Source organism: Marinobacter sp. C1S70, assembly GCF_000475355.1.
GTDB classification, from domain to species: domain Bacteria; phylum Pseudomonadota; class Gammaproteobacteria; order Pseudomonadales; family Oleiphilaceae; genus Marinobacter; species Marinobacter nauticus.
Window position 1 is genome coordinate 215,002 of record NZ_AXBW01000011.1, and the last position, 22,492, is coordinate 237,493.

Here is a 22,492-nt window from a genome sequence, read left to right on the forward strand (position 1 = left end):
GCATGAAGATTCATGCGCTGGTGATTGGTCTCAGGAGGCCCGACGGCGGAACAGGGGCTGGTCCGTGTCGGTCGCAGCCTGGTAGGTCTGGGTGAAGAAGCTCAGGCACTTCGGTGCCTTTGCAATGTCCTTGTCAGCGCGCAGTACGTAGCTGTCAAAGCCACAGCGCTTCATGAACTGAAGCTGGTCAAGCAGAACATCGCCAATGGCTCGCAGCTCGCCGCGGTACCCGAACCGTTCACGTAGCAAACGGCCAATGCTGTAACCACGGCCATCGACAAAGCGCGGGAAATTCACCGCGATCAGTGGCAATTCATTCACTTTCTCGCCAAGCAATTCCGGCTCATCGTGGCTGTCAAACCAGACACCCACTGAGGGCTTTGCGGCAAAGTGCTCATGGCCGGCCAGCCACAGATCTGCCGGAATCAAGACCGGCTTATCTTCAGGAATATCCATGGATTCACCCGCCGCAGGGCGGGGCACCACAACCCAGTCGTCATTACGAATCGTGCCGTCAGCGGCAATTACATCAGGCATATACCCGCTCCTTGAAAGGATCCAGACCGACCCGGCGATAGGTGTCCAGGAAGGTTTCCTCTTCCGTCCGGTTTTCTACGTAAACATTGATCAGCTTGGCGATGACCTCTGGCATTTCCTCACGAGCGAAGGACGGCCCAAGAATCTTGCCGATGGTGGCGTCGTGGTGTGACGATCCACCCAGGCTGATCTGATAGAACTCTTCGCCTTTCTTGTCGACGCCCAGAACACCAATATTGCCCACGTGGTGGTGGCCACAGGCGTTCATGCAGCCTGAAATGTTCAGGTCGATGGGGCCGAGGTCGTACAGGAAGTCCAGGTCATCAAAACGACGCTGGATTGCTTCAGCCACAGGAATCGACTTGGCGTTGGCCAGGGCGCAGAAATCGCCGCCGGGGCAGCAGATAACGTCGTTCAGTGTGTTCAGGTTCGCCGTTGCGAAGCCCAAAGGCAAAAGCTTTTGCCAGAGCTCAAACAGTCGATCCTGGCGGACGTCTGCCAGTACCACATTCTGCTCGTGAGTGGCCCGGGCTTCACCGTAGCTGTACTCATCCGCAAGGTCGGCAATCTGCTCCAACTGGAAGTCGGTGACATCCCCCGGGGGCGTGCCGGTCTTCTTGAGCGTCAGGGTTACAATGGCGTAGCCCGGCTTTTTGTGACTGTTGACGTTGTGGGTCAACCACTTGTCAAATTCACGGTTCTCGAAGCGCTGCGTCGCCAGCAGGTCGGTAGCATTGTCCAGTGCATCATACGCCGGCTCGGTAAAGTAGCCCTGGAATTTGCTCACCACCTCCGGTGTCAGCCGGGAAGGTGAGTCTTTGATGTGGGCCCACTCCGCTTCAACTTTTTCGGCAAAGCCCTCGGGGCTCAGCGCCTTGACCAGAATCTTGATGCGCGCCTTGAACTTGTTGTCCCGGCGGCCGTAACGGTTGTAAACCCGGACAATGGCTTCCAGGTAAGTCAGCAGATCCAGTTCCGGCAGGAAATCGCGGATGACCGGGCCAACCATGGGGGTACGACCAAGTCCGCCGCCAACGTGAACCCGGAAGCCAAGTTCTCCCTGGTCATTGCGTACCAGCTGCAAGCCAATGTCATGCACCCGGATAGCTGCGCGATCCGTGTGTTCGGAGGCATTCACGGCAATCTTGAATTTACGTGGTAAAAACGCAAACTCCGGATGGAACGTCGACCACTGGCGAATAATCTCGCAATAGGGGCGTGGATCAGCGATTTCGTCCACCTGGACACCGGAGAACGGGTCCGTGGTGGTGTTCCGGATGCAGTTACCGCTGGTCTGATTTGCGTGCATTTCCACTTCCGCCAGCTCAGCCAGAATATCGGGCACGTCTTCCAGGTTCGGCCAGTTCAGCTGGATGTTGGTGCGGGTGGTGAAATGGGCGTAGCCTTTATCATAGTCCCGGGTTACGCGTGCCAAGCGGCGAAGCTGCTCGGAGCGAAGCATGCCGTAAGGGATACAGATACGGAGCATGGGTGCGAGACGCTGAACATAAAGCCCGTTCTGCAGTCGAAGTGGAAGAAATTCCTCTTCAGCCAGCTCGCCGGCAAGGGCGCGCTCGGTCTGGTCGCGGAATTGGGCAACACGCTCTGCGGCTATCTGCCGGTCGTGCTCATCATAAACGTACATAGTGGAACGTCCTGCCTGCTACATCAGAAGAGCTCAAATTTCCGGCCGGGTTTCATGGACCGGGCCTTATTCCTGCGAGGCAGGATACCATCGTGTTTTTATTCTCAAAATGATTATTTCAACATAACATTATCGATTCAGGTGATAAGTGATCGAACCCGGGACTGGACGAATGTCAATTTGCTGCTTTACTTGAACGGGAAAGTCAGAAAAACAACAACTTCGAATACGAAGGAGGAAATGCCATGAAAAAGTCCGTGCGATCAGACAGCCAGGCCGACGCGGTGGCCGCGGTATTGCTCGTGTTACTGGCAGTTGCCTTTGCGGTGGTTTGGGTGTCCGGGCAGTAGCTTATTGCCCGGCCAGCACCAGTTTAACCACGATGATCAGCCCGCCTACAAACGCGACGGTAAACAGAACGCCGGCAATGATGTAGGGCAGTGGGCTGTGGTGTGAAAAGTCTTCCTGGCGGCGCTTGTCGGACTGCACACCGAATGCGCCTGCCAGAATGCTCTGCATGATTTTCAGAACCCCCGGGCTGCGGGGGCGTTGGTCGTTATTGTTGTTATCGGTCACGTCATTCATGGAATCCGCCTCAGGTTATTCCGCCGGATCGTACGCCAGGCTTGGCATCAACCAGCGTTCGGCCTCGGCTTTGGTCAGGCCTTTGCGTTCAGCATAGTCCTCAACCTGATCAACGCCAATTTTGCCAACGGCAAAGTACTTGGCTTCCGGGTGGGCGAAGTACCAACCGGAGACTGCTGCGGTTGGATACATAGCAAAATGCTCCGTTAGCTGCAGGCTGGTGTTGGCGGTGGCGTCCAGCAATTTGAACAGGGTGGCCTTTTCAGTGTGGTCCGGGCAGGCGGGATAGCCGGGGGCCGGACGGATACCACGATAGCGTTCCTTGATCAGGTCCTCGTTGGCCATCTGCTCGTCGGTGGCATAACCCCAGAACTCCTTGCGCACTCGCTCATGCATGCGCTCGGCAAAGGCTTCGGCCAGTCGGTCTGCCAGGGCCTGGACCATAATGGCGCTGTAGTCATCGTGGGCGTTCTTGAACTCTGTGGTCAGTTCGTCAACGCCGATGCCAGTGGTCACCGCAAAGCCGCCCACGTAATCGCCCAGATGCAGACTCTCCGGCGCCACGAAGTCGGACAGTGCCATCATTGGCTTGCCCGGAGCCTTCTCATCCTGCTGGCGCAGGTGGTGCAGGGTGGTCAGCTCTTCGGTTCGGGACTCATCGGTGTACACCACAATGTCATCACCCCGGCGATTGGCGGGCCAGAACCCGATAACGCCTCTTGCCGAGATCCGCTTGTCCCCGATCATCTGTTTCAGCAGTTTCTGGGCATCGTCAAACAGGGTGCGGGCGGCTTCGCCACGCTTCGGGTCGTCAAAAATAGCCGGGTATTTGCCGGCGATGTCCCAGGAAATAAAGAACGGTGTCCAGTCGATGTAGTCCACCAGTTCGTTCAGATCATAGTCTTCGAATACCCGGACACCGGTAAAAGCCGGCTTGGGTGGCTGGTAGTTCTCGAAATCGATTTCCGGTGCACGAGCACGGGCTTCTTTCAGCGACACCAGTTTGGTGCGGTCGCCACGGTTCTTCCGGCGTTCACGGATTTCATCATATTCGGTGCGGGCTGCTTCCACGAAAGCCGGCTTGGCGGTTTTGCTCAACAGCTGGGAAGCCACGTTCACACAGCGGGAGGCATCAGACACGTAGAGGGCAATGTCATTCTTGTACTGGGGCTCGATTTTTACGGCGGTGTGGGCTTTGGAGGTGGTGGCGCCGCCAATCATCAGCGGGATATTGAAGTCCAGCCGCTGCATTTCACGCGCTACGTGCACCATCTCATCCAGTGACGGTGTGATCAGGCCGCTCAGGCCGATCATGTCGACATTTTCTTTTCGGGCCGTTTCCAGGATTTTTTCACAGGGCACCATCACTCCAAGGTCGATCACCTCGTAGTTGTTGCACTGCAGGACAACGCCAACAATGTTTTTGCCAATGTCGTGTACGTCGCCCTTGACCGTGGCCATCAGGATCTTGCCCTTGGCCTGCTGGTCTTCAGTCTTCTCTGCTTCGATGTAGGGAATCAGGTGCGCCACGGCCTGCTTCATTACCCGGGCGCTCTTGACCACCTGGGGCAGGAACATCTTGCCGTCACCGAACAGATCGCCGACCACGTTCATGCCAGCCATCAGCGGACCTTCGATCACTTCAATGGGATGGCTGGCGTTCTGCCGGCAGGCTTCCGTGTCGTCAATAATGTAACTGGTAATGCCTTTAACCAGGGCATGCTCCAGGCGCTTCTCAACGGGCCACTCACGCCAGGCAAGATCTTCTTCTTTGGCCTGGCCGCCTTTACCTTTGAACTTTTCGGCGGCTTCAAGCAGGCGATCGGTGGAGTCATCCCGGCGGTTCAGAACCACGTCTTCCACCAGTTCCTTCAGATCCGGCTCGATCTCGTCGTAGATCACCAGTTGGCCGGGATTCACGATGCCCATATTCATGCCGGCCTTGACCGCGTGATACAGGAAGACAGAGTGAATGGCCTCACGTACCGCATCGTTGCCGCGGAACGAGAACGACACGTTACTGACGCCCCCGGAGATAGAGGCGTGGGGGCAATGCTCCCGGATCCAGCGTGTGGCGTTGATAAAGTCCACCGCGTAGTTGTTATGCTCTTCAATGCCGGTGGCAATGGCAAAGATGTTGGGGTCAAAGATAATGTCGGCCGGGTTGAAGCCGATGCCGGTCAGCACATCATAGGAGCGTTTGCAGATTTCAGTCTTGCGTTCGAAGGTATCGGCCTGGCCGTCTTCGTCAAAGGCCATCACCACCACCGCAGCGCCGTAGCGCATGCAGTCCCTGGCACGTTTGATGAACTCCTCTTCACCTTCTTTCAGGCTGATGGAGTTCACCACGGCCTTGCCCTGAATACAGCGCAGACCTGCTTCGATCACATCCCACTTGGACGAGTCGATCATGACGGGTACGCGGGAAATGTCCGGTTCAGAGGCCACCAGGTTCAGGAACGTAACCATCACCTCCCTGGAATCCAACATGCCCTCGTCCATGTTGATATCGATGATCTGCGCACCGTTCTCAACCTGATCCCGGGCAACGCTCAGGGCTTCCTCATACTGTTCTTCCTTGATCAGCCGCAGGAAGCGCTTGGAGCCGGTTACGTTGGTGCGTTCACCCACGTTGATGAACAGAGTGTTTTCGTCACCGGTAAACGGTTCCAGGCCGGAGAGTCTGAGTGCTTTCGGGCGTTCAGGAATCTGTCGGGGCGGATACTTGGCCACTGCCCTGGCGATGGCTTCAATATGATCCGGGCGCGAGCCGCAACAGCCGCCGATGATGTTCAGAAAGCCGTCTTTGGCAAAGCCTTCAATGATCTCGGCCATTTCCTCCGGGGTCTGGTCGTATTCACCAAACTCGTTGGGCAGCCCGGCGTTGGGGTGGGCTGATACATAGGTTTCGGCCTTGTTCGACAGTTCTTCCACATAAGGCCGCAGCGCGTCCGCGCCCAGTGCACAGTTCAGGCCCACGGAAATCGGTTTAGCGTGGGCAACCGAGTTGTAGAAGGCTTCAGTGGTTTGGCCGGACAGGGTTCGGCCAGAGGCGTCGGTGATGGTGCCGGAAATCATGATCGGCAGCTCAATACCACTGTCTATAAAGAACTGCTGAGTTGCGTAGATTGCTGCTTTGGCGTTCAGGGTGTCGAAAACAGTTTCAATGAGAATAAGGTCTGAACCACCTTCAACCAGGCCGGAAACTGCCTCGTAGTAATTGTCGACCAGAGTCTGGAAATCCACGTTCCGGTAACCGGGATTGTTCACATCCGGTGAAATAGAAGCGGTGCGTGAGGTGGGACCCACGGCACCGGCTACAAAACGTGGCTTTTGGGGATTCCTCGCGGTGAACTCGTCGGCGATTTCCCGTGCCAGCTTTGCCGCAGCTACGTTCAACTCCCGTGCCAGCGATTCCAGGCCATAGTCGGCCTGCGACAGCTTGGTGGAGTTGAAGGTGTTGGTCTCGATAATGTCGGCGCCCGCGTCCAGGTACTCTGCATGGATGTTGCGGAGCAGGGCAGGCTGGGTAAGGTTCAGCAGGTCATTGTTGCCCTGAACTTCCCGTTCGTAATCCTTGAATCGATCGCCCCGGAATGCGGCCTCATCCAGTTTCTGGTTCTGGATCATGGTGCCCATGCCACCATCAAGAATGACAATCCGCTCCTTGAGGGCTTGGTGCATCTGTTCCAGGCGTGTATTGCGATCGGTCATAGAAAACTCTTCCGGGTGTCGTTATTAACGTCGTGTTTTACGTTTTGGCGCGGGATCATAGCAAAAATGCTGAAAGGCGTCTTAGTACGGATGATCATTATCAAGTTCCGTTTTGCCTATCCGCCGTTGGGATAAGGGAAATTGATTACCCCATTAATGCCCGACTATTTTACTTGGTCTTTTATGTTCCGGCGATCTCTCATAAAATGTCAGTCACACTTGATAACAGGTAGGAAGCATGGCTCTGGTAACTGTGACTGATTCCGCAAGGGATTATCTTGCGCAACTGATTGAAAAGCAGGACGTTGAAGGTATGGGCGTACGCATTTTCGTGACCCAGCCCGGCACCCGCAACGCAGAGACCTGTCTGGCATACTGTCCGCCCAATGAAGTTGTGCCAACCGATGAGCAGGTCAACCTGGAGAAGTTTACTCTGTATCTGGACCATAATTCGGTGCCGTTCCTGGAAGACGCCTATGTCGATTACTCCAAGGATCAGATGGGCGGACAACTGACCATCAAGGCGCCTAATGCCAAGGTGCCGCAGGTGGCTGATGATGCGCCCCTGCCGGAGCGTGTGAACTACGTGCTGGCCTCTGAAATCAATCCCAACCTGGCAGCTCATGGCGGTGATGTTTCGCTGGTTGAGATTGTTGACGAATCGGTTGCGGTGTTGCGCTTTGGTGGCGGGTGCCAGGGCTGCTCTGCGGTCAGCCTGACGCTGAAGCAGGGTGTCGAGAAGACTCTGAAGGAACGCGTACCAGAAATCTCCGCGGTGCGTGATGTGACAGACCACTCGAATACCGAAAACGCTTACTATCAGTAAGTTGCACCCTTCCTCCGGCAGTCGCCCCTTCTCTGGCGGCTGCCAGAAACACCCGCCTTGCCTGGCTACACGGCCAATGGCCTGTTAAGCGCGATACTTCATTATCGGTCACATAAACAGAATCAAAGCCCGGGTATTATCCGTGCCGTGTGAGCGAATGCTTTTTCTATTTCGGGGTAACGCTTGACTGACCTTGCTCTTGTGTCCGTGCCTGTAATGGCTGCCGTGGTGGGATGGTTCACTAACTGGCTCGCCATTCAGATGTCCTTTCATCCTGTCCGGTTCATCGGCGTTGGGGTTATTGGTTGGCAAGGGGTGATTCCGCGCAAGGCCGAGAAAATGGCCCACATCTGTATTGATCGCACCCTGCAGAAGTTTGGCGACCTGAATTCTGTGTACCAGAAGCTGGAGCCCAACCGCATTGTGGAACAGGTGGTGGCTCAGGTGACGCCCCGCATGGATGAGTACATTGACGAGGTCATGTACGAAATCCAGCCGGTACTCTGGGATAACCTGCCATTGTTTGTTCGTGCCCGGATTTATCAGTGGGCGCGGCAACAGTTACCGAATCGGGTAGAGGAGCTGGTTGAGGATTTTGGTGACGATCTGGATGAGCTGGTCGACCTCAAGGCGCTGTTGAGTCGGGAGCTTCAGAGCCACCCGGATTTGATGAATCGTATCTTCCAGCAGGCCGGCGCGGTTGAACTCAGATCCGTCATCAATCGGGGCGCGATTATCGGTGCCTTGATGGGCGCAGTGCTGGCGCCGGTTTCGGTGTTCTACCCCCAGCCCTGGTTACTGCCGGTGGGCGGTTTTTTCATTGGCTTTATCACTAACTGGATTGCCATAAACCTGATCTTTGCACCGGTGCGCCCGCGCCGGGTATTGTTCTGGCAGTTGCAGGGGCTGTTCCTGCGTCGGCAGGATGAAATCAGCGATATCTGGGCGCGCCTGGTGGCGGAGGAATTGATCACGGTGGAGAAAGTCGCCGATGCCATGATCAACGGTCAGCATGGTGACCGTACCCGCGCCATCATCCAGAAACACCTGCGCCCCATGCTCGACAATTCCATGGTCATGAAGCTGGCGGCCCAGGTGTCTGTGGGCATGACCGGTTACACCGAGCTCAAGCGCGTGATGAATCAGAAAGCGGTGCTGGCCACGCGGGATGTATTCAGTGATCCCGCTTTCAATCGTGAGCGTGCACCAGTCGTCGCGGGGGTGCTGGCCAGCCAGATGAAGGCCCTGCGTCCGGAAGAATTCCAGGACATACTCAGGCCGGCGTTCCGGGAGGAAGAAATTCAGCTGATGTTCGTGGGTGGCTTGTTTGGTGCCGTGGCCGGGCTCGTTCAGTTTCTTGCCATGACCGGCTTGCCCCAGGCCATTCTGGGCTGAGTACACCAGGGAGAATAGCGTATGCCAGTTTGGGCACAGATACTCACACAGGTTTTGCTGACAGCGGCCACCGTAACGGCCGTTCTCTTCGGTTTCTGGTTCTGGGTGGTAAAACCATGGCTGGCTGAGCGCATCCAGGAATTGATCGACACCGCCAATGAGATTGAGCCGAAGGTCACGAGTGGCGTTCAGAAGGGCGTTGCAGAATCTATCCGGCAGATACCCCAAAGCGCCTGGGACGGTGCAACCCGTGAATCCACTCGCCAGTTCCTCAAGTTTGGCTCGAACCTGTTTGAAAATGGGCTGAGCACCTTTCTGGGTGCCGCTGCCGAAGAGCAGCAAGCGGCCCGGGCACGGTCAGCCGAAAAGCGGGACAGATAACCGCGGCTCTATCAGCCTCGGGTTCAGAGGCAGTTCGTAGGGCGAGGCAGACCAGCTATCCGGCAGGCCGTTTTGGCGGGTGTTCCGGGGAACAGTGTCATCAGGTAGATACTGTCGCCTTTCTCGTCCCCCAGCGCTTCTCTTACGGCCTTTACGAACAACCGGTTCGACGGTGGCGACATCTCATGCTGTTTATAAAAATCCCTTAAAAAGTATATGATTTCCCAGTGTTTTTCCGTTAACTCAATGTCGTCTTCCTGAGCGATTTCCTGGGCTACCTCATTGGTCCAGGTGGCCGCGTCCTCCAGAAAACCTTCGTTGTTTCTCACAGGCGAATTAGAAGCACTCATGGTTTACCAGTTGATGATTCGTGAATGATTGACGGTCAGCTGCACAAAACCGGCGTAGTCGACCAGTTGCTCCGCGGGGACGCGGTTAGCCACGGCGCGCGCATTCGCGTCTGTCTCCAGGCCATAAGACGCCCCTGGCAGCTGTCTTTCCCGATCAAGCAGTGCGAGCACCGCATCCTCAATCAGCAGTAGCGTGTCACCCTGCTGAACAGATGCCAGACAATGCCGGAACCTGGCGTGTTCCGGAGCCTTGTTGATGATGTGCAGGGTAGTGTTGACGTTCTCAGGCATGACAGGGTCCTATCCGGCAAAAACGACGCGGCTATACTGGCCCAGGGTTTCGGAAATTGACTCCGCTGCCGTAGTCCCTGGCAGTAAATCGCTGGTCTCCAGCCCGTACTTCGCGCAAGCCCGGGAATCCACCAGTATCTGTTCAACGCCGAACAGGGCGGCCGCAGCGAGATTCTTCTCCACAGATTTCTGGCCGACGGCGTCGGCGGCCTGGCCTTTGCACAGCCAGTTGACGCCAGCCCCCAGAAACAGCATGGCGGCGGGCTGGTCGAAGGCTGCCAGGGAGAAGGTCATGTCCAGCGCTTCTCGTCCAGTCCACGAGCCATAGGGTGGCTGATCGATCACAATCAGGGTGGTCATGGTCAGTGTGCCCCGTGAAAATAAAGAACCCGGTTGGACTTCAGGTTACCCTCTACCCATTCGCCAAGACCGGCAATCTCGAAGGGTGCCCTGAGATTGCTGGCGGTCAGTTCGTAACGGGCCTGTTCGGTCTTATCGACAATGCCACGGCGCAGGGCTGAAGCAATGCAGGCGACCGCTGCGATGTTGTTCCCGGAAAGAAATTCAGACCACAGTCGCGGCCAGTGTTGCTCATCGGAGGGAGGAGCGCTCAGGGCCGACGCCAGGTGTACGCCATCACCATACAGGAACACCCGGTCGATACGGTGGCCCGCTTTCAGCAGGGCCTGAGCGAATGACAGGGCAGTCTGGGGCGCCTGTGTTGCCCAGGGGGCACCGGTAATCACGAGTGTGTAACTGAGTGGCTGAGGCATGGAACTGGATGCTGACTGATGGAAACCCTGCAAGTGTACCTAAAGCAAAAACCCCGGCATAGGCCGGGGTTTTCTCAAGGCATTGGACTGAGTGTACTGATCAGTCTTCGCCGCTGAACGCAGACAGCAGGTGCAGCAGGCTGACGAACAGGTTGTAGATGGACACATACAGGCCCACAGTAGCGATGATGTAGTTACGCTCGCCACCCTTGATGATCTGGCTGGTTTCGAAAAGGATCATGATCGAAGCGAAGATCGTGAAGCCTGCGGAAACGGCCAGGTGCAGAGCAGAACTCTCCATGAAGAACGCCAGCAGCATGGCGCCAATCAGCACGAATGCGCCAGCGGTCAGGAAGCTGGACAGGAAGCTGAAGTCCTTCTTGGTGATGATAGCGGTTGCGGACAGGCCCACGAACGCGACGGCCGTCAGCGTCAGTGCCTGAGCAACAATCTGCGAGGCGCCGGCAGCAACAAACGCACCGATGATCGGGCCAAGGGTGTAACCCATAAAGCCGGTCAGTGCAAAGGTGGTGACGATGCCCCAGGGGCTGTTCTTCAGTTTATAGGTGGCGAACAGCAGGCCGATGTAGCCCACGATGGTAATCAGGAAGCCCGGGTGCGTGCCATTCATGTTCAGGAACGCAGTCACGGCTGAAAACGCCAGGGTCATACCGAGCAGCATGTAGGTGTTACGCAACACCTTCATGGCGTCGTCGCTGATACCTGCCGTAGCGCGACTGGTCTCGCTGGCCGGCGAGTAGGCCGCCTGGTTGTTCTGAACGCCGAAACGTCTGTCTTCCATTGTCATCTCCGTTTAGTGCTTTAGTGCAACTGGATACTGTAGACCATCATAATGTCGAAACCGCAACTTTCAATCATTTACGACAGAGAAACACCAAATGGATTCCATTAAAACGCGGTAATCTTGTCTAAGCTCTGACCAGAAGCCACGGAATTTGCTTTGTTTTTCTTGCAGGGCGTTGACAGAGGGGGCAAATCCGGTATCATTCCTCCCGCTGTCGACAAGGCAGCAAGCCGAAGCGTTTCCTGATGCTTCGACAAGACGGTGGGCTGGCAGAGTGGCTGAATGCAGCGGTCTTGAAAACCGCCGACGGTTAATAGCCGTCCCGGGGTTCGAATCCCTGGCCCACCGCCATTTTTCTTCTTGTTTTTCCTCTCGATACCCCAATATCCTGGTTACACCAATCCCCCGTTGGATTCCAAACGCCACGCTTCATATCCGGGAGATTTCATCCATGGCTGAAGAACCCGAAAGTCAGGAACAGTCAGATCGCAAAAACCGCCGCTTCGCCGTGTCAGCCAATCGAGGCAGGGCGAGCCATCGCGTGCGTTATGTCGAGACGGGTGGCGCGGCCGTGGATACGGAAGAGTGCACCTTTTGTCAGACCGTTCCCGACCTTGCACATGCCGGGGGAATTAAAGCCACTCAAGTGCCTGGCCATTCTGACACCAGCGAGTGTTCTGGTAGTGAAGCTCAAAAAGCCGACGCTGATTCTGCGCCGTAGCCAGATCGCATAATTCAAACCAGATACGGTCACCGGGTAGTTGCTGAGCCAGGCGGCTGCAATCCAGCGTTGGTACGACACCGGGCTTGGGGTACCCTCCAATCGTCTGGCCATCGCTCAGCAGTACGATAGGCTGACCGTCGCCGGGAATCTGAACGGATCCGTGTGTAATACCTTCGGAGATGATGCCGGGAGGAGGGGAGTCCATGGCCGCGCCCTGAAGCCTGAAACCCATACGGTCGGATTGATCACTAACGGTGTAGCTGCTGGTTGTCAGTCGCAGGATATCTGAACGCTGAAACTGAGCGTACTGATAGCCCGGTATCAGGCCGATAACCACCTCTGAACTGAAATCAGGGCGCTGGTGTGCGGGCACTTCCCGGCTCGGCACTTTTCGTTGCGGTTCCCGTGGTACCAGTTTATCTCCGCGCTTTAACGGGCCCCGGCCCTCGAGCTTTTCCCGAACAACCACCGTACGACTGCCGAACTGCTCCGGTGAATCCAATCCCCCCGCCACGGCCAGGTAGATAAGCCGGTTATGAACCGAGTGGCTGATGGTCAGCTCGTCACCGTCATTCAGGTTCAAGGTTCGCCACAGCTCAACCGGTTCACCGTTCACGGCCACCCTGGTTCTGGCGCCGGTGATGGCAATCTGACGCGAGCCGTGGGCAATGGCGCGGAATCCCCCTAGCATGATTTCCAGGCAGGCAGCATGGCGAGGGTTGTCCAGCAGTTTGTTGGCCCAGGTAAAGCTGATCAGATCAAGGGCGCCGCCTGCGGCCAGCCCGTGGTGGCGATAACCTCGGCGACCACTGTCCTGCACAGAACTTTGCACGCCGGGATGAATGACCTCCAGCCAGCTCATGAAATGAGCTCCCCACCGGCGGCCAGAAACGCCTCCCGGCTGATGGGGGTAAAGCGCACCCGATCGCCCACCTTGAGGAGCGACAGGTTCGTTGGATCAAAAAGGCGTGTCGGGCAGCGCCCAATCAGCTGCCAGCCGCCCGGAGAAACCTGCGGGTAAACTGCTGTCTGCCGATTGGCAATGCCAACGCTTCCGGCGGGTACCTGTTTGCGAGGAGTGGTTTTCCGGGGTGCGGCGATGCTGGGGTCAACCTGCCCCATAAAGGCGAAGCCGGGGGCAAATCCAAGCGCATGCACCCGGTATTCAACCGAGCTGTGTCGACGAATCACTTCCTCGCAATCCAGGCCGCTTTCCGAGGCCAGCCACTGCAGGTCAGGCCCGGTCTCGGCACTGTAATACACCGGCAGTTCCACCAGGCGGCTTTTCAATTCCGCCGTGTGCGCCTGTGTGCTTAGCCTGTGAATGATGAGCCTGAGTTCGGCGGTTACCTGCCGGAAATCGATGAGCATGGGGTCGTACACCACCATCAATGTGGTGTATGAGGGCACCATATCCACCAGCCAGTGAAAACCGGCACGACGGATGCTGTCGACGAGGCTGGCAATGCGAGCGGGCAGGGTATCGTCAATGGCCGGGGCCAGGGTAATCAGGATGGTGTCTTCGGAAACCGGTTCAATCATTGGCCGGATTTGCCGAGCGCCTTGCGGATGGCTTTGATCGCCTCCAGTGCGGCATCATTGTCGCCATGCACGCACAGGCTGTTGGCCGGAAGCTCAAGCCAGTGGCCGGTGGTACTGAACACACCACCTTTGTCAGCAAACGACTTTGCCTGGCGAACGATGATGTCCGGATCCTCGTGTACGGCGCCGGCCTGGCGCCGGGAAACCAGCTGGCCTTCGTCATCGTAGGCGCGGTCTGCAAAGGCTTCCAGCAGTAGGGGCAGGCCAACATCGGCCGCCATCTGCTGATGTTTGCGGTAATTGCAGGTGACCGGAATCATCAGTGGCAGATCGGTCCGGAAGGTGCGTACGGCCTCCATCACGGCACGAAGCAGTCTATTGTCCCGCATCATGTCGTTATTCAGGGCGCCATGGGGTTTGACGTAGCTTAGCGTCAGGCCTTCACTCCGGCACATGCCTTCGAGCGCCCCTAGCTGATACAGCATCAGGGCTTCGATCTCTTCCGGCGTGTGGTGAATCGAGCGCCGGCCGAAGCCGGGCAGGTCGTGATAGGACGGGTGAGCGCCAATAGCCACGTGGTGAACGGCTGCCAGTGCCAGTGTTTTGCGAATTACCATAGGGTCTGCGGCATGAAAGCCACAGGCCACGTTGGCCATGTCGATCAGGGGCATAACCAGGTCATCCTGGCCCATTTGCCAGGCGCCGTAGCTTTCCCCCAGATCGCAATTCAGTTTCATGGCACTGTCCTGTCTTTCCTTAGATGTCGCTGCGGCCAGGGAAGGTGGCCTGTTTGCGCTCTTCCGCCAGTCTGGCCCGTTGCTCCAGTGATTCCGGCGTGTTCTCGGGAATCTCCCATCCCTTCAGGTTGTCCTCAACCAGCTGTACCAGAGCATCGATGTGGCCCGGGGTGGCGTTCAGGCAGGGAATATAGCTGAAGCCCTCACCGCCGGATTCCATAAAGTATTCCCGGTTTTCCTCGTTGATCTCCTCAATGGTTTCCAGGCAATCGGAGGAGAAACCAGGACAGAACACATCGATCGATTTTACCCCTTTTCCGGGCAGTGCTTTAAGGGTTTCGTCGGTATAGGGTTGCAGCCATTCTTCCCGCCCGAACCGGGACTGAAAAGTGGTCATGTACTGGTCTTTACCGAGGCCAAGGCGCTCCGCCAGCAGCCGCGATGTCTTATGGCATTCGCAGTGGTAGGGGTCGCCCTTCAGCAGGTATTTCAGCGGCACGCCGTGGTAGGAGAGAATCAGTTTTTCCTTGCGGCCATGTTCAGCCCAGTGCGATTCAATATGGCGCGCCATGGCTTCGATGTACGGCGGGAAATCGTGGTAATGGGAAACAAACCGGAAATCGGGCAGCCAACGCCGCCGGGTAAAGTCTTTTGCAATGGCATCGAAGGTTGAGGCTGTGGTTGAGGCCGAATACTGGGGATACAGCGGAAGTACCAGCAGCTTGCGCACGCCCTGTTGTTGCATCTCTTCCAGTACCCGGGGGATGGAAGGGTTGCCATAACGCATAGCGAACCCAACCACCACATTGGTACCGAAACGCCGTTTCATGGCCTCACGGATACCCTCAGCCTGTTTCGCCGTGTGAATCAGCAGGGGAGAACCCTCCTTTTCCCACACACTGGCATAGGCTTCCGCACTTTTCCGGGGGCGGATGCGGAGAATGACGCCGTGCAGAATCAGCCACCACAGGGGGCGCGGTACCTCGACAACCCGCGGATCCCAGAGGAATTCTGCGAGGTATTTCCTCAGGGCGGGAGTAGTAGGTGCGTCGGGGGTTCCAAGGTTGGTGATCAGCACACCGAGCCGGTCCGGCTCATTGTGGCGGTAGTTATCGATCCCGTTGTAAGGCATTGAGACGTTCCGTGAGGTGAAAATTAACGCTTGCCGGCCTGCTGCATCAGGCGGGGAATAAGCCCGGTAATGTCGTAACCTGCATTCCGTGCCCGGGACAGGATTTCCTCAGGCTGGTGGTCGCGGGCACTGCTCAGGGCCCATAGTACCGTACAGCGGGTGCCGGAACGACAGAAGGCTAGTACGGGTTTCTCGGCATCACGGATCATGGGCGCGAAACGTTCTACGTCCTGGTCGGTAATATTGCCAGACTCAACCGGCATGTAGACCCATTCAAGGCCCTCTGCTTTCGCTGCGGCCTCAATGTCGGCCATGGCCGGTTGGCCGTATTCTTCATGGTCGGGCCGATTGGCGACCAGGGTCCGAAACCCCAGCCGCGCAATTTCGGCAACGTCATCAATAGCGATTTGTGGCGCTACGGAAATACTGTCATCAATTTTTCTGATATCCACGCGTGTCTCCCAACGACGGTCGTTTAATCCGCTCGATCACTTCGAATGCCATCATACCGGCCACCATGGACGCAACAAAGACCACGGCCTTGATTTCTCCGGCACCAAGAGCCACCAGGGCGGGCCCCGGACAAAAACCGGCAATGCCCCAGCCAATACCGAACATCATGCTGCCAATAACAAGTCTGGGCTCAATACGGTTGTTCGCCGGCATTTTCATGGTGAATCCGAGGAACGACAGGGTACGCCTGCGCGCCACGGCGAAAGCGACCAGTCCGACGATGATTGCGCCTCCCATCACGAAAGCCAGTGAAGGGTCCCAAAGCCCGGCGATATCGAGAAAACCAAGTACTTTTTCCGGATTGGCCATACCCGATACCATGAGCCCCAACCCGAAAATCAGTCCTGCCAGAAGTGAGGTGACAGAGTACTTCATCATTCAGACTCCCATCAGGTGGCGAATTACGAACACCGTTAAAAATCCTGTTGCCATGAAACTCAGGGTTGCGACCAGTGAGCGAGGCGACAGACGAGACAATCCACAGACACCATGCCCGCTGGTGCAGCCTGAGCCGTAGCGAGTGCCTATACCCACCAGCAATCCGGCAATGATCAGGGCTGGATAACCTGCGTCAACCTGAATGGGTGGAAGTTCAGAAAACAGCAGCCACAGGCTTGGGGTGCCTACAAGCCCGGCGAGAAAAGCCACCCGCCAGAGTATATCGCGGCGAGCAGGCACCAACAGGCCACCCAGTATTCCACTTATTCCTGCAATGCGGCCGTTCAAAAGCAGGAAGCTTGCAGCGGCGAGGCCGATCAGCAGGCCGCCGGTCAGTGCAGCGCCAGGGGTAAACTGGCTCCAGGCAATATCAATCATTCATAGACTCCCGCGAGATATCGGTTTTGGAATAACCATATAATGGGGAGAAATAATAACAAAAAAAGCCCGGCAGGGAATGCCGGGCAGAGGCGTGCGAGTAGTATCCATGAAAGACTTCCAGACAAACCGACATCAACAGGGATGCCGGTATTGGGAAGTATTGACCATAATTTGAACAGTTCAAGTGAGAGGCGCTTTCGTTTGAAAACATTTTTTCATATTGCATCAGTGGTTATACTGCGGCCTTTCGTTATGCGGTTCTCAGGGCCACCACTGCAATCCGGCCCCGGCTGTAATACAATGACAGCTACCGCTAATGCCCGACTCCCATGAGGTATGCATGTCTGAGCACGACGACAAAAATCCTGAAAATGATCCGCAGCTGGCGGGCAAGATCAAGGATTCCGCCCGGCAAATCTGGCTGGCTGGGCTTGGCGCCTACACCAAAGCGGAAGAGGACGCCGGCAAGTTCTTTGATCGTCTGGTTCAGGAAGGCGAACAGCTGGAGAGCAAAACCCGGGGTGTGGTCGAGAAACAGATCCGCACCGTGGAAGATCGGGTAGGCGAGGTTCGCGAGCGGGCCACCGGCACCTGGGACAAGCTTGAGCACATGTTCGACCAGCGGGTTTCCGGCGCACTCCGTCGACTGGGTATTCATCGCCGGGAAGAAATCGAAGCCATGGAGCGCCGTATTGAGGCATTGGAGAGTGAGCTGTCCAGGCTGCGCGGTCAGAACACTGCGCGCGACGAGGAAGAATAAGCTCTAGAGATAGGTCCGGCTGGTGAGCCGGACCTGTTCCTGTTCTTCTTCGTTCAGGTAGGGAAGCAACAGGTGCAACATCTGATAGACACCGCGGCCCGGGTCCACTGACTCCCGGTCATCCAGATGCGAAAGCGTGTCGAAGCTACTCCAGTAACACACCGTCAGGGTAAGCTGCTCACACACCGAAGCCAGTTCATCCGAACCGATGTTCATGATGCCTTGCCGGCGAAAACTCTCACACAGCGTGTTGAACGCCAATTCCTTCTTTTTGAGAATCCTGCGAAATCGAACCTGAAGCTGATCGTAACGGGACAGGACATTGACCAGATCCTGGTACAGGAAACGGTAGCGGGCCACGGCTTCAAACAGCAGATGCAGGAAGAAGCTGAACTGGTCCATGGACACGTCTGCTTCCTCGGGCACCGCCAGAAGATCCAGCATCTCTGCCTCATAGGCCCGGAACAATTCCTCAACGATATCGCCTTTGCTTTTGAAGTGGTAATACAGGTTGCCAGGGCTGATCTCCAGCTCATCAGAGATCAGCAGAGTGGTGACGTTGGGCTCCCCAAGGCTGTTGAACAGCAGCAGGCTGGTGTCGAGGATCCGATCCCTGGTTTTGACTTTCTTCATCCGTAATGGCCTGGTCAATCAGAGGTCGAATGAGGCCCACACCGGGCAGTGATCGGATGGTCGCTCCATGGCCCGGATATCGTAGGACACTCCTGCTGCTTTTGCCTTGGGCAGGAGGCTGTCACTGGCCATGATCAGGTCAATGCGCAGGCCTCGCCTCGGGTCACGCTCAAAGCCTTTGCTGCGATAGTCAAACCAGCTGAAGGTGTTGGCTTCGTCCGGGTGCAGATGGCGGAATACATCGGTAAAGCCCCGTTGTTCAACCTGCCCAAGCCATTCCCGCTCTTCCGGCAGGAAACTGCATTTTCCCGAACGCAACCAGCGTTTTGCATTGTCGGCGCCAATGCCGATGTCGCGGTCTGTGGGCGATATGTTCATGTCGCCCATTACCATAATATGGCCGGGTTTCTTGGCCAATTCGTCCAGGTAGGCCATAAGGTCGGCGTAGAACTTTTCCTTGGCAGGAAACTTTACAGGGTGGTCCCGGCTTTCCCCCTGGGGGAAATAACCGTTGATGACGGTCAGGGGCTCGCCGTTAACGGTGAAATGGCCGGTAATCAGGCGCCGCTGGGAGTCTTCACCATCGGAGGGGTAGCCTTTGAGAACCTCTTCCGGCTCCGCGCGGGATAACAGGGCAACACCGTAGTGGGTTTTCTGGCCATGAAAGTGAACGTGATAACCGAGCTCGCGAATGGCCTCGACCGGGAATTCCTCATCAGTGACCTTGGTTTCCTGAAGACCGATGACATCCGGATTAAGCTGCTGAATCACGGCTTCGAGCTGATGCAGGCGGGTGCGGATACTGTTCACATTGAACGACACAAACATCATGGGCGCAGAATCTCCGGAAAAATTTTTTCGGAGTTTAACACACCCCAGCCCCGGTGCCGTCTGGCAGGCGCGACCGGATTACCGTGTCAGTTCACAATCCGGCAAGCGGGCAACCTGGTAGCGAATGTGGGCAATGTGGTTGGATTCGGCATCTTGCCGGATGTTGGTTAACCCCAGATAGTCGGTCAGTGCGCCGTCTGAACTGTAACCCAGCACGATGGTGTCGACCAGAACCCGCAATACCAGGCTGGTGGGGCGGATCTGCACAGTCACCTCTGCGTTCACCTTGACGGAGGTGGCGGGCTCGAGAATAAAACCGTAGTGTTCCCCCCGGGTGGGCGCCAGAAACCGGAATTCCACCGACTCGCCTTGCTGGACCTGTTCCCAGTTGGCCCGGACAAAGTAGTCAAACCCTGAATCCACCACCAGCCGCTGGTCAAAGGGCACCGTGAATTCACGGGTGTCTCCCGCTGGCTCCTGCCAGACAATGTTGAGGGCCTGCTCCTGGGGGTAGGTGACGGTTAACGCTTCACCGAATCTTGGCTGGCGGAACTCAACCTGGGGCCGGAACGCAGAGTTATTGTAAGACAGCGATTTGCTGGCGAACTCGTCTCCGCTTTCCGGATTCCGGTAGGAAACCTGGTGATCAACCGGGGCAAAGACCCCCTCGGAGCAGGTGCCCTCAACCCGATGATCCTCCTGGTAAAGCACGTTCCCATCCTGTTTGGCCGTACCGGTAAATTCAAATACCTCGCCAGCAACCGGGAACGCGGCTGCTGTCAGGAGTACGGTAAGGGCCGAACCAATGAGTTTCATGTTTCCAGCTCCGTATACAGCGCCTTGCGAATGAACAGCAGCAACGGAAACAGGACAAACCAGCCGACGGCCATGGCGACGAGGGAGATTGTCAGGTTCGGTAGTGCCACTACGCCGAGTTGGCTGGCGGACCAATAGGCAAAGGGCCCGGCAATGGGGGCCAGAACCCACGGCAACCACTGGCGCTGGCCAATCCAGCCCAGGGAATGGCACAGGGTGGTCATGAAGATGGCCCAGATGGCGATGAGCCAGGGCGGGGCCGCCAGCACCTCGGCTCCTGAATCCAGGGCCAGAACGCCGGTCCGGAACCACAGTGTGTCCATCAGGCCGCCGAGCACCACGCCAAAGCCAATAAACTGAAGTTCTGCAAACCGCCGCTGACTGACCAGAGCAAGATGCAGGCCCACGAACACCAGGATCAGCCCCACCGTGGCTAGCCCGGGGTACAGCACGCAGGCCAGCCAACCTGTTTGAAATAATATAAAGTTCAGAAGGTTACGGGCGGTTTCTGAAGTGATCATACACTTAGAATATTCGCGCGTTTGTTGGCCGGCTTGGCCATGACAAGATGGGCAACGCCAATCGCCCGCTCGCTGAAACCAGCTTCGCAGTACGCGAAATAGAAATGCCACAGGCGCTGGAAGGCCTGGTCGTAACCCAGCTGTTCCAGTTCCTGGCGGCGCGCCATGAACCGATCACACCAGTCCCTCAGCGTTCGGGCGTAGTGAAAGCCAAAGTCTTCGGCGTGGGTCAGTACCAGGTCCGAGCCCCGGTTCATAGAGCCCAGAATAGCGCCGAATGACGGGATAAAGCTGCCGGGGAAAATGTAGCGCTGGATAAAATCCACATTCTTCAATGCCCGGTGGTAACGCTGTTCCGGCATGTTAATGGCCTGAATCAGCGCCAGGCCATCCGGCTTCAGCAGGTGGCTGATCTGGGACAGGTAGCTGTCCAGGAACTGGGGGCCGACGGCTTCGATCATCTCGATGGACACCAGTTTGTCGAACTGTCCCTGCAGATCGCGGTAGTCGTCGAACAACAGCGTAATTCTGTCTTCCAGACCTTCCGCTTTCACTCGCGCCTGGGCCAGCTCCAGCTGCTCCCTGGAAATGGTGGTGGTGGTGACATGGCAGCCATAGTGTTTGGCGGCGTGAATGGCAAAACCACCCCAGCCAGTACCGATTTCCACCACCCGGTCCTCCGGCCTTAAATCCAGCTTGCGGCAGATGGTATCCAGCTTGTGAACGGCCGCTTCGTCCAGGGTTGCATCCTCGCGGGGGTAAATAGCGGAGGAATACATCATGGTTGGGTCCAGGAACAGGCGGAACAGGTCATTGCCCAGATCGTAGTGGGCGCGGATGTTCTTGCGGGAGCCTTCCGGGGTGTTGCGGTTCAGCCAGTGCAGCGCCTTGAGTGCGGGCTTGCTGATCCAGGCAAACCGGTCTTCAAACCGGTTCATGGTGTCGATATTGCGGGTAAAGAACCGAAGCAGAGCGGTCAGATCTGGCGAACTCCAGTCACCTGCCACAAACGATTCGGCAGCACCGATGCTGCCACCGGTCACCAGATCCCGCCAGGTGCTGTGGTTGTGGATCACCAACTCGGCCTGCGGATAGCGGTCATCGCCATCACCGAATACGAGGTCCTCAGCTCCTGCCTCTCTGATCACCAGCCTGCCATGACCAAGCTGCGCCAGTTGCTGGCAAGCCAGCTGCCTTGCGACACGGCTGATCAACGAAAGCCCCGTCTTTCCAGTGCGCTGGTGTTCAACCGAGGTGTTCAGGTTCTCCATGAGCTTACCCTTCCTGCCGAATCAAATGCGTTGTCTTGTTGTGCCGATGGTTTTTCCGTTACATCCAGCCCCAGATCCTCGGTACCGCGCTGGTAGGCGCTGTCGGTTGCATCGAGTTTGTTTGGGTGGGTGTAAAAGGGGGCCCCTTTGAATTTCAGCTTCAGGGCATTCCAGTAAATACCGGCAATGCCTTTGATGGTTTCCAGGGGAAACCGTCTCAGGCTCCTGTGCAGGGTTTTACGATCAAGAGGGGTGCGTTGGACTACCAGCGTGGCATCAAAATGCTTGCGGCCTTCCTCTTCCACATTCATGTGAACGCGCATGTCCTTGCCGCGAAAACTGAACAGCCACTGGTAGTGCTGATTCATGCCATTAAACGGTGAAACGTGGAAGCGTTTGCTGAAAGCAAAACGCTCGGTGTGCCAGGCGTTATCGGAGCCTGGCCCCGGCTGGGTGCATTCCATGCAGTACACATGGCGCTGTTTCCAGGGGGTGTTGGTAATCTGGGCGACAATCACACGGGGGGTGGCGCCGGCTTCTGGCCTGCAGCCCCTTTCATAGCACAGGTAAAAACTGACCGGATTGAAAATGTAGCCCAGGTAGCGCGGGTGGGTAACCAGCTCTATTGGCCCATCCGGAGCCCAGCCGGTGGCGCTTTTAACCCGGTTGAATACCGCCTGGCGCAGACTGGGCACTTCCGGGTCCAGGTAATCCCGCCGGTAGAGCCCCAGCCAGTTAAAACGTTCGAGGGAAAAAAACGGGCTGGTTCTGGTTACCGTGGACCAGTCGTCAAGGTCGAGGGCGAGCATTCCGATGCTGTAGCTGAATTCATGCTGGACCGGTAGCTTGCGCCGATGCCTTATGGTGCCTTCCAGCCATTCACTGGCCATA

26 protein-coding genes and 1 tRNA gene are annotated in these 22,492 nt (G+C 56.8%); 5 read left to right on the top strand and 22 right to left on the bottom strand.

Going from position 1 to position 22,492, the window contains the following annotated elements:
• Window positions 1-30: 30 nt before the first annotated feature.
• The 4 genes from Q669_RS03060 to metH form a co-directional block, all read right to left on the bottom strand.
• Window positions 31-537, bottom strand: coding sequence for a DUF934 domain-containing protein (locus Q669_RS03060; protein WP_022991198.1), 507 nt, complete (start codon window positions 535-537; stop codon window positions 31-33).
• Window positions 530-2,182, bottom strand: a complete 1,653-nt coding sequence (locus tag Q669_RS03065) for a nitrite/sulfite reductase (RefSeq protein WP_022991199.1) — start codon at window positions 2,180-2,182, stop codon at window positions 530-532. Before Q669_RS03065 ends, Q669_RS03060 begins: the two co-directional genes overlap by 8 nt.
• Before the next feature lie 351 nt (window positions 2,183-2,533).
• Window positions 2,534-2,767: a DUF2970 domain-containing protein gene (locus tag Q669_RS03070; RefSeq protein WP_022991201.1), complete on the bottom strand. Its 234-nt coding sequence runs from the start codon at window positions 2,765-2,767 to the stop codon at window positions 2,534-2,536.
• Window positions 2,768-2,782: 15 nt separating this feature from the next.
• Window positions 2,783-6,481 (bottom strand): methionine synthase, encoded by a 3,699-nt coding sequence (metH, locus tag Q669_RS03075; protein ID WP_022991202.1) that lies wholly within the window; start codon window positions 6,479-6,481, stop codon window positions 2,783-2,785.
• A 238-nt stretch (window positions 6,482-6,719) separates the two neighbouring features.
• On the opposite strand from metH, the gene nfuA reads away from it, so the two are divergent.
• The 3 genes from nfuA (at window position 6,720) to Q669_RS03090 (ending at window position 9,083) form a co-directional block, all read left to right on the top strand.
• Window positions 6,720-7,307 (top strand): Fe-S biogenesis protein NfuA, encoded by a 588-nt coding sequence (gene nfuA / locus Q669_RS03080; protein ID WP_011785011.1) that lies wholly within the window; start codon window positions 6,720-6,722, stop codon window positions 7,305-7,307.
• Window positions 7,308-7,490: 183 nt separating this feature from the next.
• Complete coding sequence (locus Q669_RS03085; RefSeq protein WP_200861785.1) at window positions 7,491-8,702, top strand: DUF445 domain-containing protein; 1,212 nt, start codon at window positions 7,491-7,493, stop codon at window positions 8,700-8,702.
• Between the two features lie 21 nt (window positions 8,703-8,723).
• Window positions 8,724-9,083: a hypothetical protein gene (locus Q669_RS03090; protein WP_022991205.1), complete on the top strand. Its 360-nt coding sequence runs from the start codon at window positions 8,724-8,726 to the stop codon at window positions 9,081-9,083.
• A 23-nt stretch (window positions 9,084-9,106) separates the two neighbouring features.
• On the opposite strand, the gene Q669_RS19485 is transcribed toward Q669_RS03090, so the two are convergent.
• The 5 genes from Q669_RS19485 to Q669_RS03115 form a co-directional block, all read right to left on the bottom strand.
• Window positions 9,107-9,433 (bottom strand): TusE/DsrC/DsvC family sulfur relay protein, encoded by a 327-nt coding sequence (locus tag Q669_RS19485; RefSeq protein WP_031210926.1) that lies wholly within the window; start codon window positions 9,431-9,433, stop codon window positions 9,107-9,109.
• Window positions 9,434-9,436: 3 nt separating this feature from the next.
• On the bottom strand, window positions 9,437-9,724 hold the full coding sequence (gene tusB / locus Q669_RS19490; RefSeq protein WP_022991207.1) for a sulfurtransferase complex subunit TusB: 288 nt from the start codon (window positions 9,722-9,724) through the stop codon (window positions 9,437-9,439).
• 9 nt (window positions 9,725-9,733) lie between these two features.
• Entirely contained in the window at window positions 9,734-10,084 is a 351-nt protein-coding gene (locus tag Q669_RS03105; RefSeq protein WP_022991208.1) for a DsrE family protein, read from the bottom strand.
• Between the two features lie 2 nt (window positions 10,085-10,086).
• On the bottom strand, window positions 10,087-10,497 hold the full coding sequence (gene tusD / locus Q669_RS03110) for a sulfurtransferase complex subunit TusD (RefSeq protein ID WP_014421414.1): 411 nt from the start codon (window positions 10,495-10,497) through the stop codon (window positions 10,087-10,089).
• A gap of 100 nt (window positions 10,498-10,597) precedes the next feature.
• Window positions 10,598-11,299, bottom strand: coding sequence for a Bax inhibitor-1/YccA family protein (locus tag Q669_RS03115; protein WP_022991209.1), 702 nt, complete (start codon window positions 11,297-11,299; stop codon window positions 10,598-10,600).
• Window positions 11,300-11,562: 263 nt separating this feature from the next.
• Between Q669_RS03115 and Q669_RS03120 the strand changes: the two genes are divergently transcribed.
• A tRNA-Ser gene (locus Q669_RS03120) sits at window positions 11,563-11,653 on the top strand.
• 281 nt (window positions 11,654-11,934) lie between these two features.
• Here Q669_RS03120 and Q669_RS03125 read toward each other — a convergent pair.
• Genes Q669_RS03125 through Q669_RS03155 form a run of 7 tightly spaced genes read right to left on the bottom strand, consistent with a single transcriptional unit; the run spans window position 11,935 to window position 16,766 of the window.
• Window positions 11,935-12,888, bottom strand: coding sequence for a biotin-dependent carboxyltransferase family protein (locus Q669_RS03125; RefSeq protein WP_022991210.1), 954 nt, complete (start codon window positions 12,886-12,888; stop codon window positions 11,935-11,937).
• A complete protein-coding gene (pxpB, locus tag Q669_RS03130; protein ID WP_022991211.1) occupies window positions 12,885-13,568 on the bottom strand; it encodes a 5-oxoprolinase subunit PxpB in 684 nt (227 codons plus the stop codon). The genes Q669_RS03125 and pxpB overlap by 4 nt, the downstream gene beginning before the upstream one ends.
• Window positions 13,565-14,305: a 5-oxoprolinase subunit PxpA gene (locus Q669_RS03135; protein WP_022991212.1), complete on the bottom strand. Its 741-nt coding sequence runs from the start codon at window positions 14,303-14,305 to the stop codon at window positions 13,565-13,567. Before Q669_RS03135 ends, pxpB begins: the two co-directional genes overlap by 4 nt.
• 19 nt (window positions 14,306-14,324) lie before the next feature.
• The gene (gene hemH / locus Q669_RS03140; protein WP_022991213.1) at window positions 14,325-15,437 is read right to left on the bottom strand and encodes a ferrochelatase; all 1,113 of its coding nucleotides are present in this window, start codon (window positions 15,435-15,437) and stop codon (window positions 14,325-14,327) included.
• A 23-nt stretch (window positions 15,438-15,460) separates the two neighbouring features.
• A complete protein-coding gene (locus Q669_RS03145) occupies window positions 15,461-15,889 on the bottom strand; it encodes a TIGR01244 family sulfur transferase (protein WP_022991214.1) in 429 nt (142 codons plus the stop codon).
• Window positions 15,870-16,325, bottom strand: coding sequence for a YeeE/YedE family protein (locus Q669_RS03150; protein WP_031210549.1), 456 nt, complete (start codon window positions 16,323-16,325; stop codon window positions 15,870-15,872). The genes Q669_RS03145 and Q669_RS03150 overlap by 20 nt, the downstream gene beginning before the upstream one ends.
• Before the next feature lie 3 nt (window positions 16,326-16,328).
• Complete coding sequence (locus Q669_RS03155; protein WP_022991216.1) at window positions 16,329-16,766, bottom strand: YeeE/YedE family protein; 438 nt, start codon at window positions 16,764-16,766, stop codon at window positions 16,329-16,331.
• Between the two features lie 343 nt (window positions 16,767-17,109).
• On the opposite strand from Q669_RS03155, the gene Q669_RS03160 reads away from it, so the two are divergent.
• Window positions 17,110-17,529: a phasin family protein gene (locus tag Q669_RS03160; RefSeq protein ID WP_011784979.1), complete on the top strand. Its 420-nt coding sequence runs from the start codon at window positions 17,110-17,112 to the stop codon at window positions 17,527-17,529.
• A 3-nt stretch (window positions 17,530-17,532) separates the two neighbouring features.
• On the opposite strand, the gene Q669_RS03165 is transcribed toward Q669_RS03160, so the two are convergent.
• The 6 genes from Q669_RS03165 to Q669_RS03190 form a co-directional block, all read right to left on the bottom strand.
• Window positions 17,533-18,162 carry a TetR/AcrR family transcriptional regulator gene (locus tag Q669_RS03165; protein WP_022991217.1) on the bottom strand — a complete coding sequence of 210 codons (630 nt, stop codon included), beginning with the start codon at window positions 18,160-18,162 and terminating at the stop codon, window positions 17,533-17,535.
• Between the two features lie 18 nt (window positions 18,163-18,180).
• Window positions 18,181-18,993, bottom strand: coding sequence for an exodeoxyribonuclease III (gene xthA / locus Q669_RS03170; protein ID WP_014421425.1), 813 nt, complete (start codon window positions 18,991-18,993; stop codon window positions 18,181-18,183).
• Window positions 18,994-19,071: 78 nt separating this feature from the next.
• Window positions 19,072-19,809, bottom strand: a complete 738-nt coding sequence (locus tag Q669_RS03175) for a hypothetical protein (protein WP_022991218.1) — start codon at window positions 19,807-19,809, stop codon at window positions 19,072-19,074.
• A complete protein-coding gene (locus Q669_RS03180; RefSeq protein ID WP_022991219.1) occupies window positions 19,806-20,330 on the bottom strand; it encodes a DUF2878 domain-containing protein in 525 nt (174 codons plus the stop codon). Before Q669_RS03180 ends, Q669_RS03175 begins: the two co-directional genes overlap by 4 nt.
• A complete protein-coding gene (locus tag Q669_RS03185) occupies window positions 20,327-21,601 on the bottom strand; it encodes an SAM-dependent methyltransferase (RefSeq protein ID WP_022991220.1) in 1,275 nt (424 codons plus the stop codon). The genes Q669_RS03180 and Q669_RS03185 overlap by 4 nt, the downstream gene beginning before the upstream one ends.
• Window positions 21,589-22,491 carry a DUF1365 domain-containing protein gene (locus Q669_RS03190; RefSeq protein ID WP_011784973.1) on the bottom strand — a complete coding sequence of 301 codons (903 nt, stop codon included), beginning with the start codon at window positions 22,489-22,491 and terminating at the stop codon, window positions 21,589-21,591. The genes Q669_RS03185 and Q669_RS03190 overlap by 13 nt, the downstream gene beginning before the upstream one ends.
• Window position 22,492: the final 1 nt, after the last annotated feature.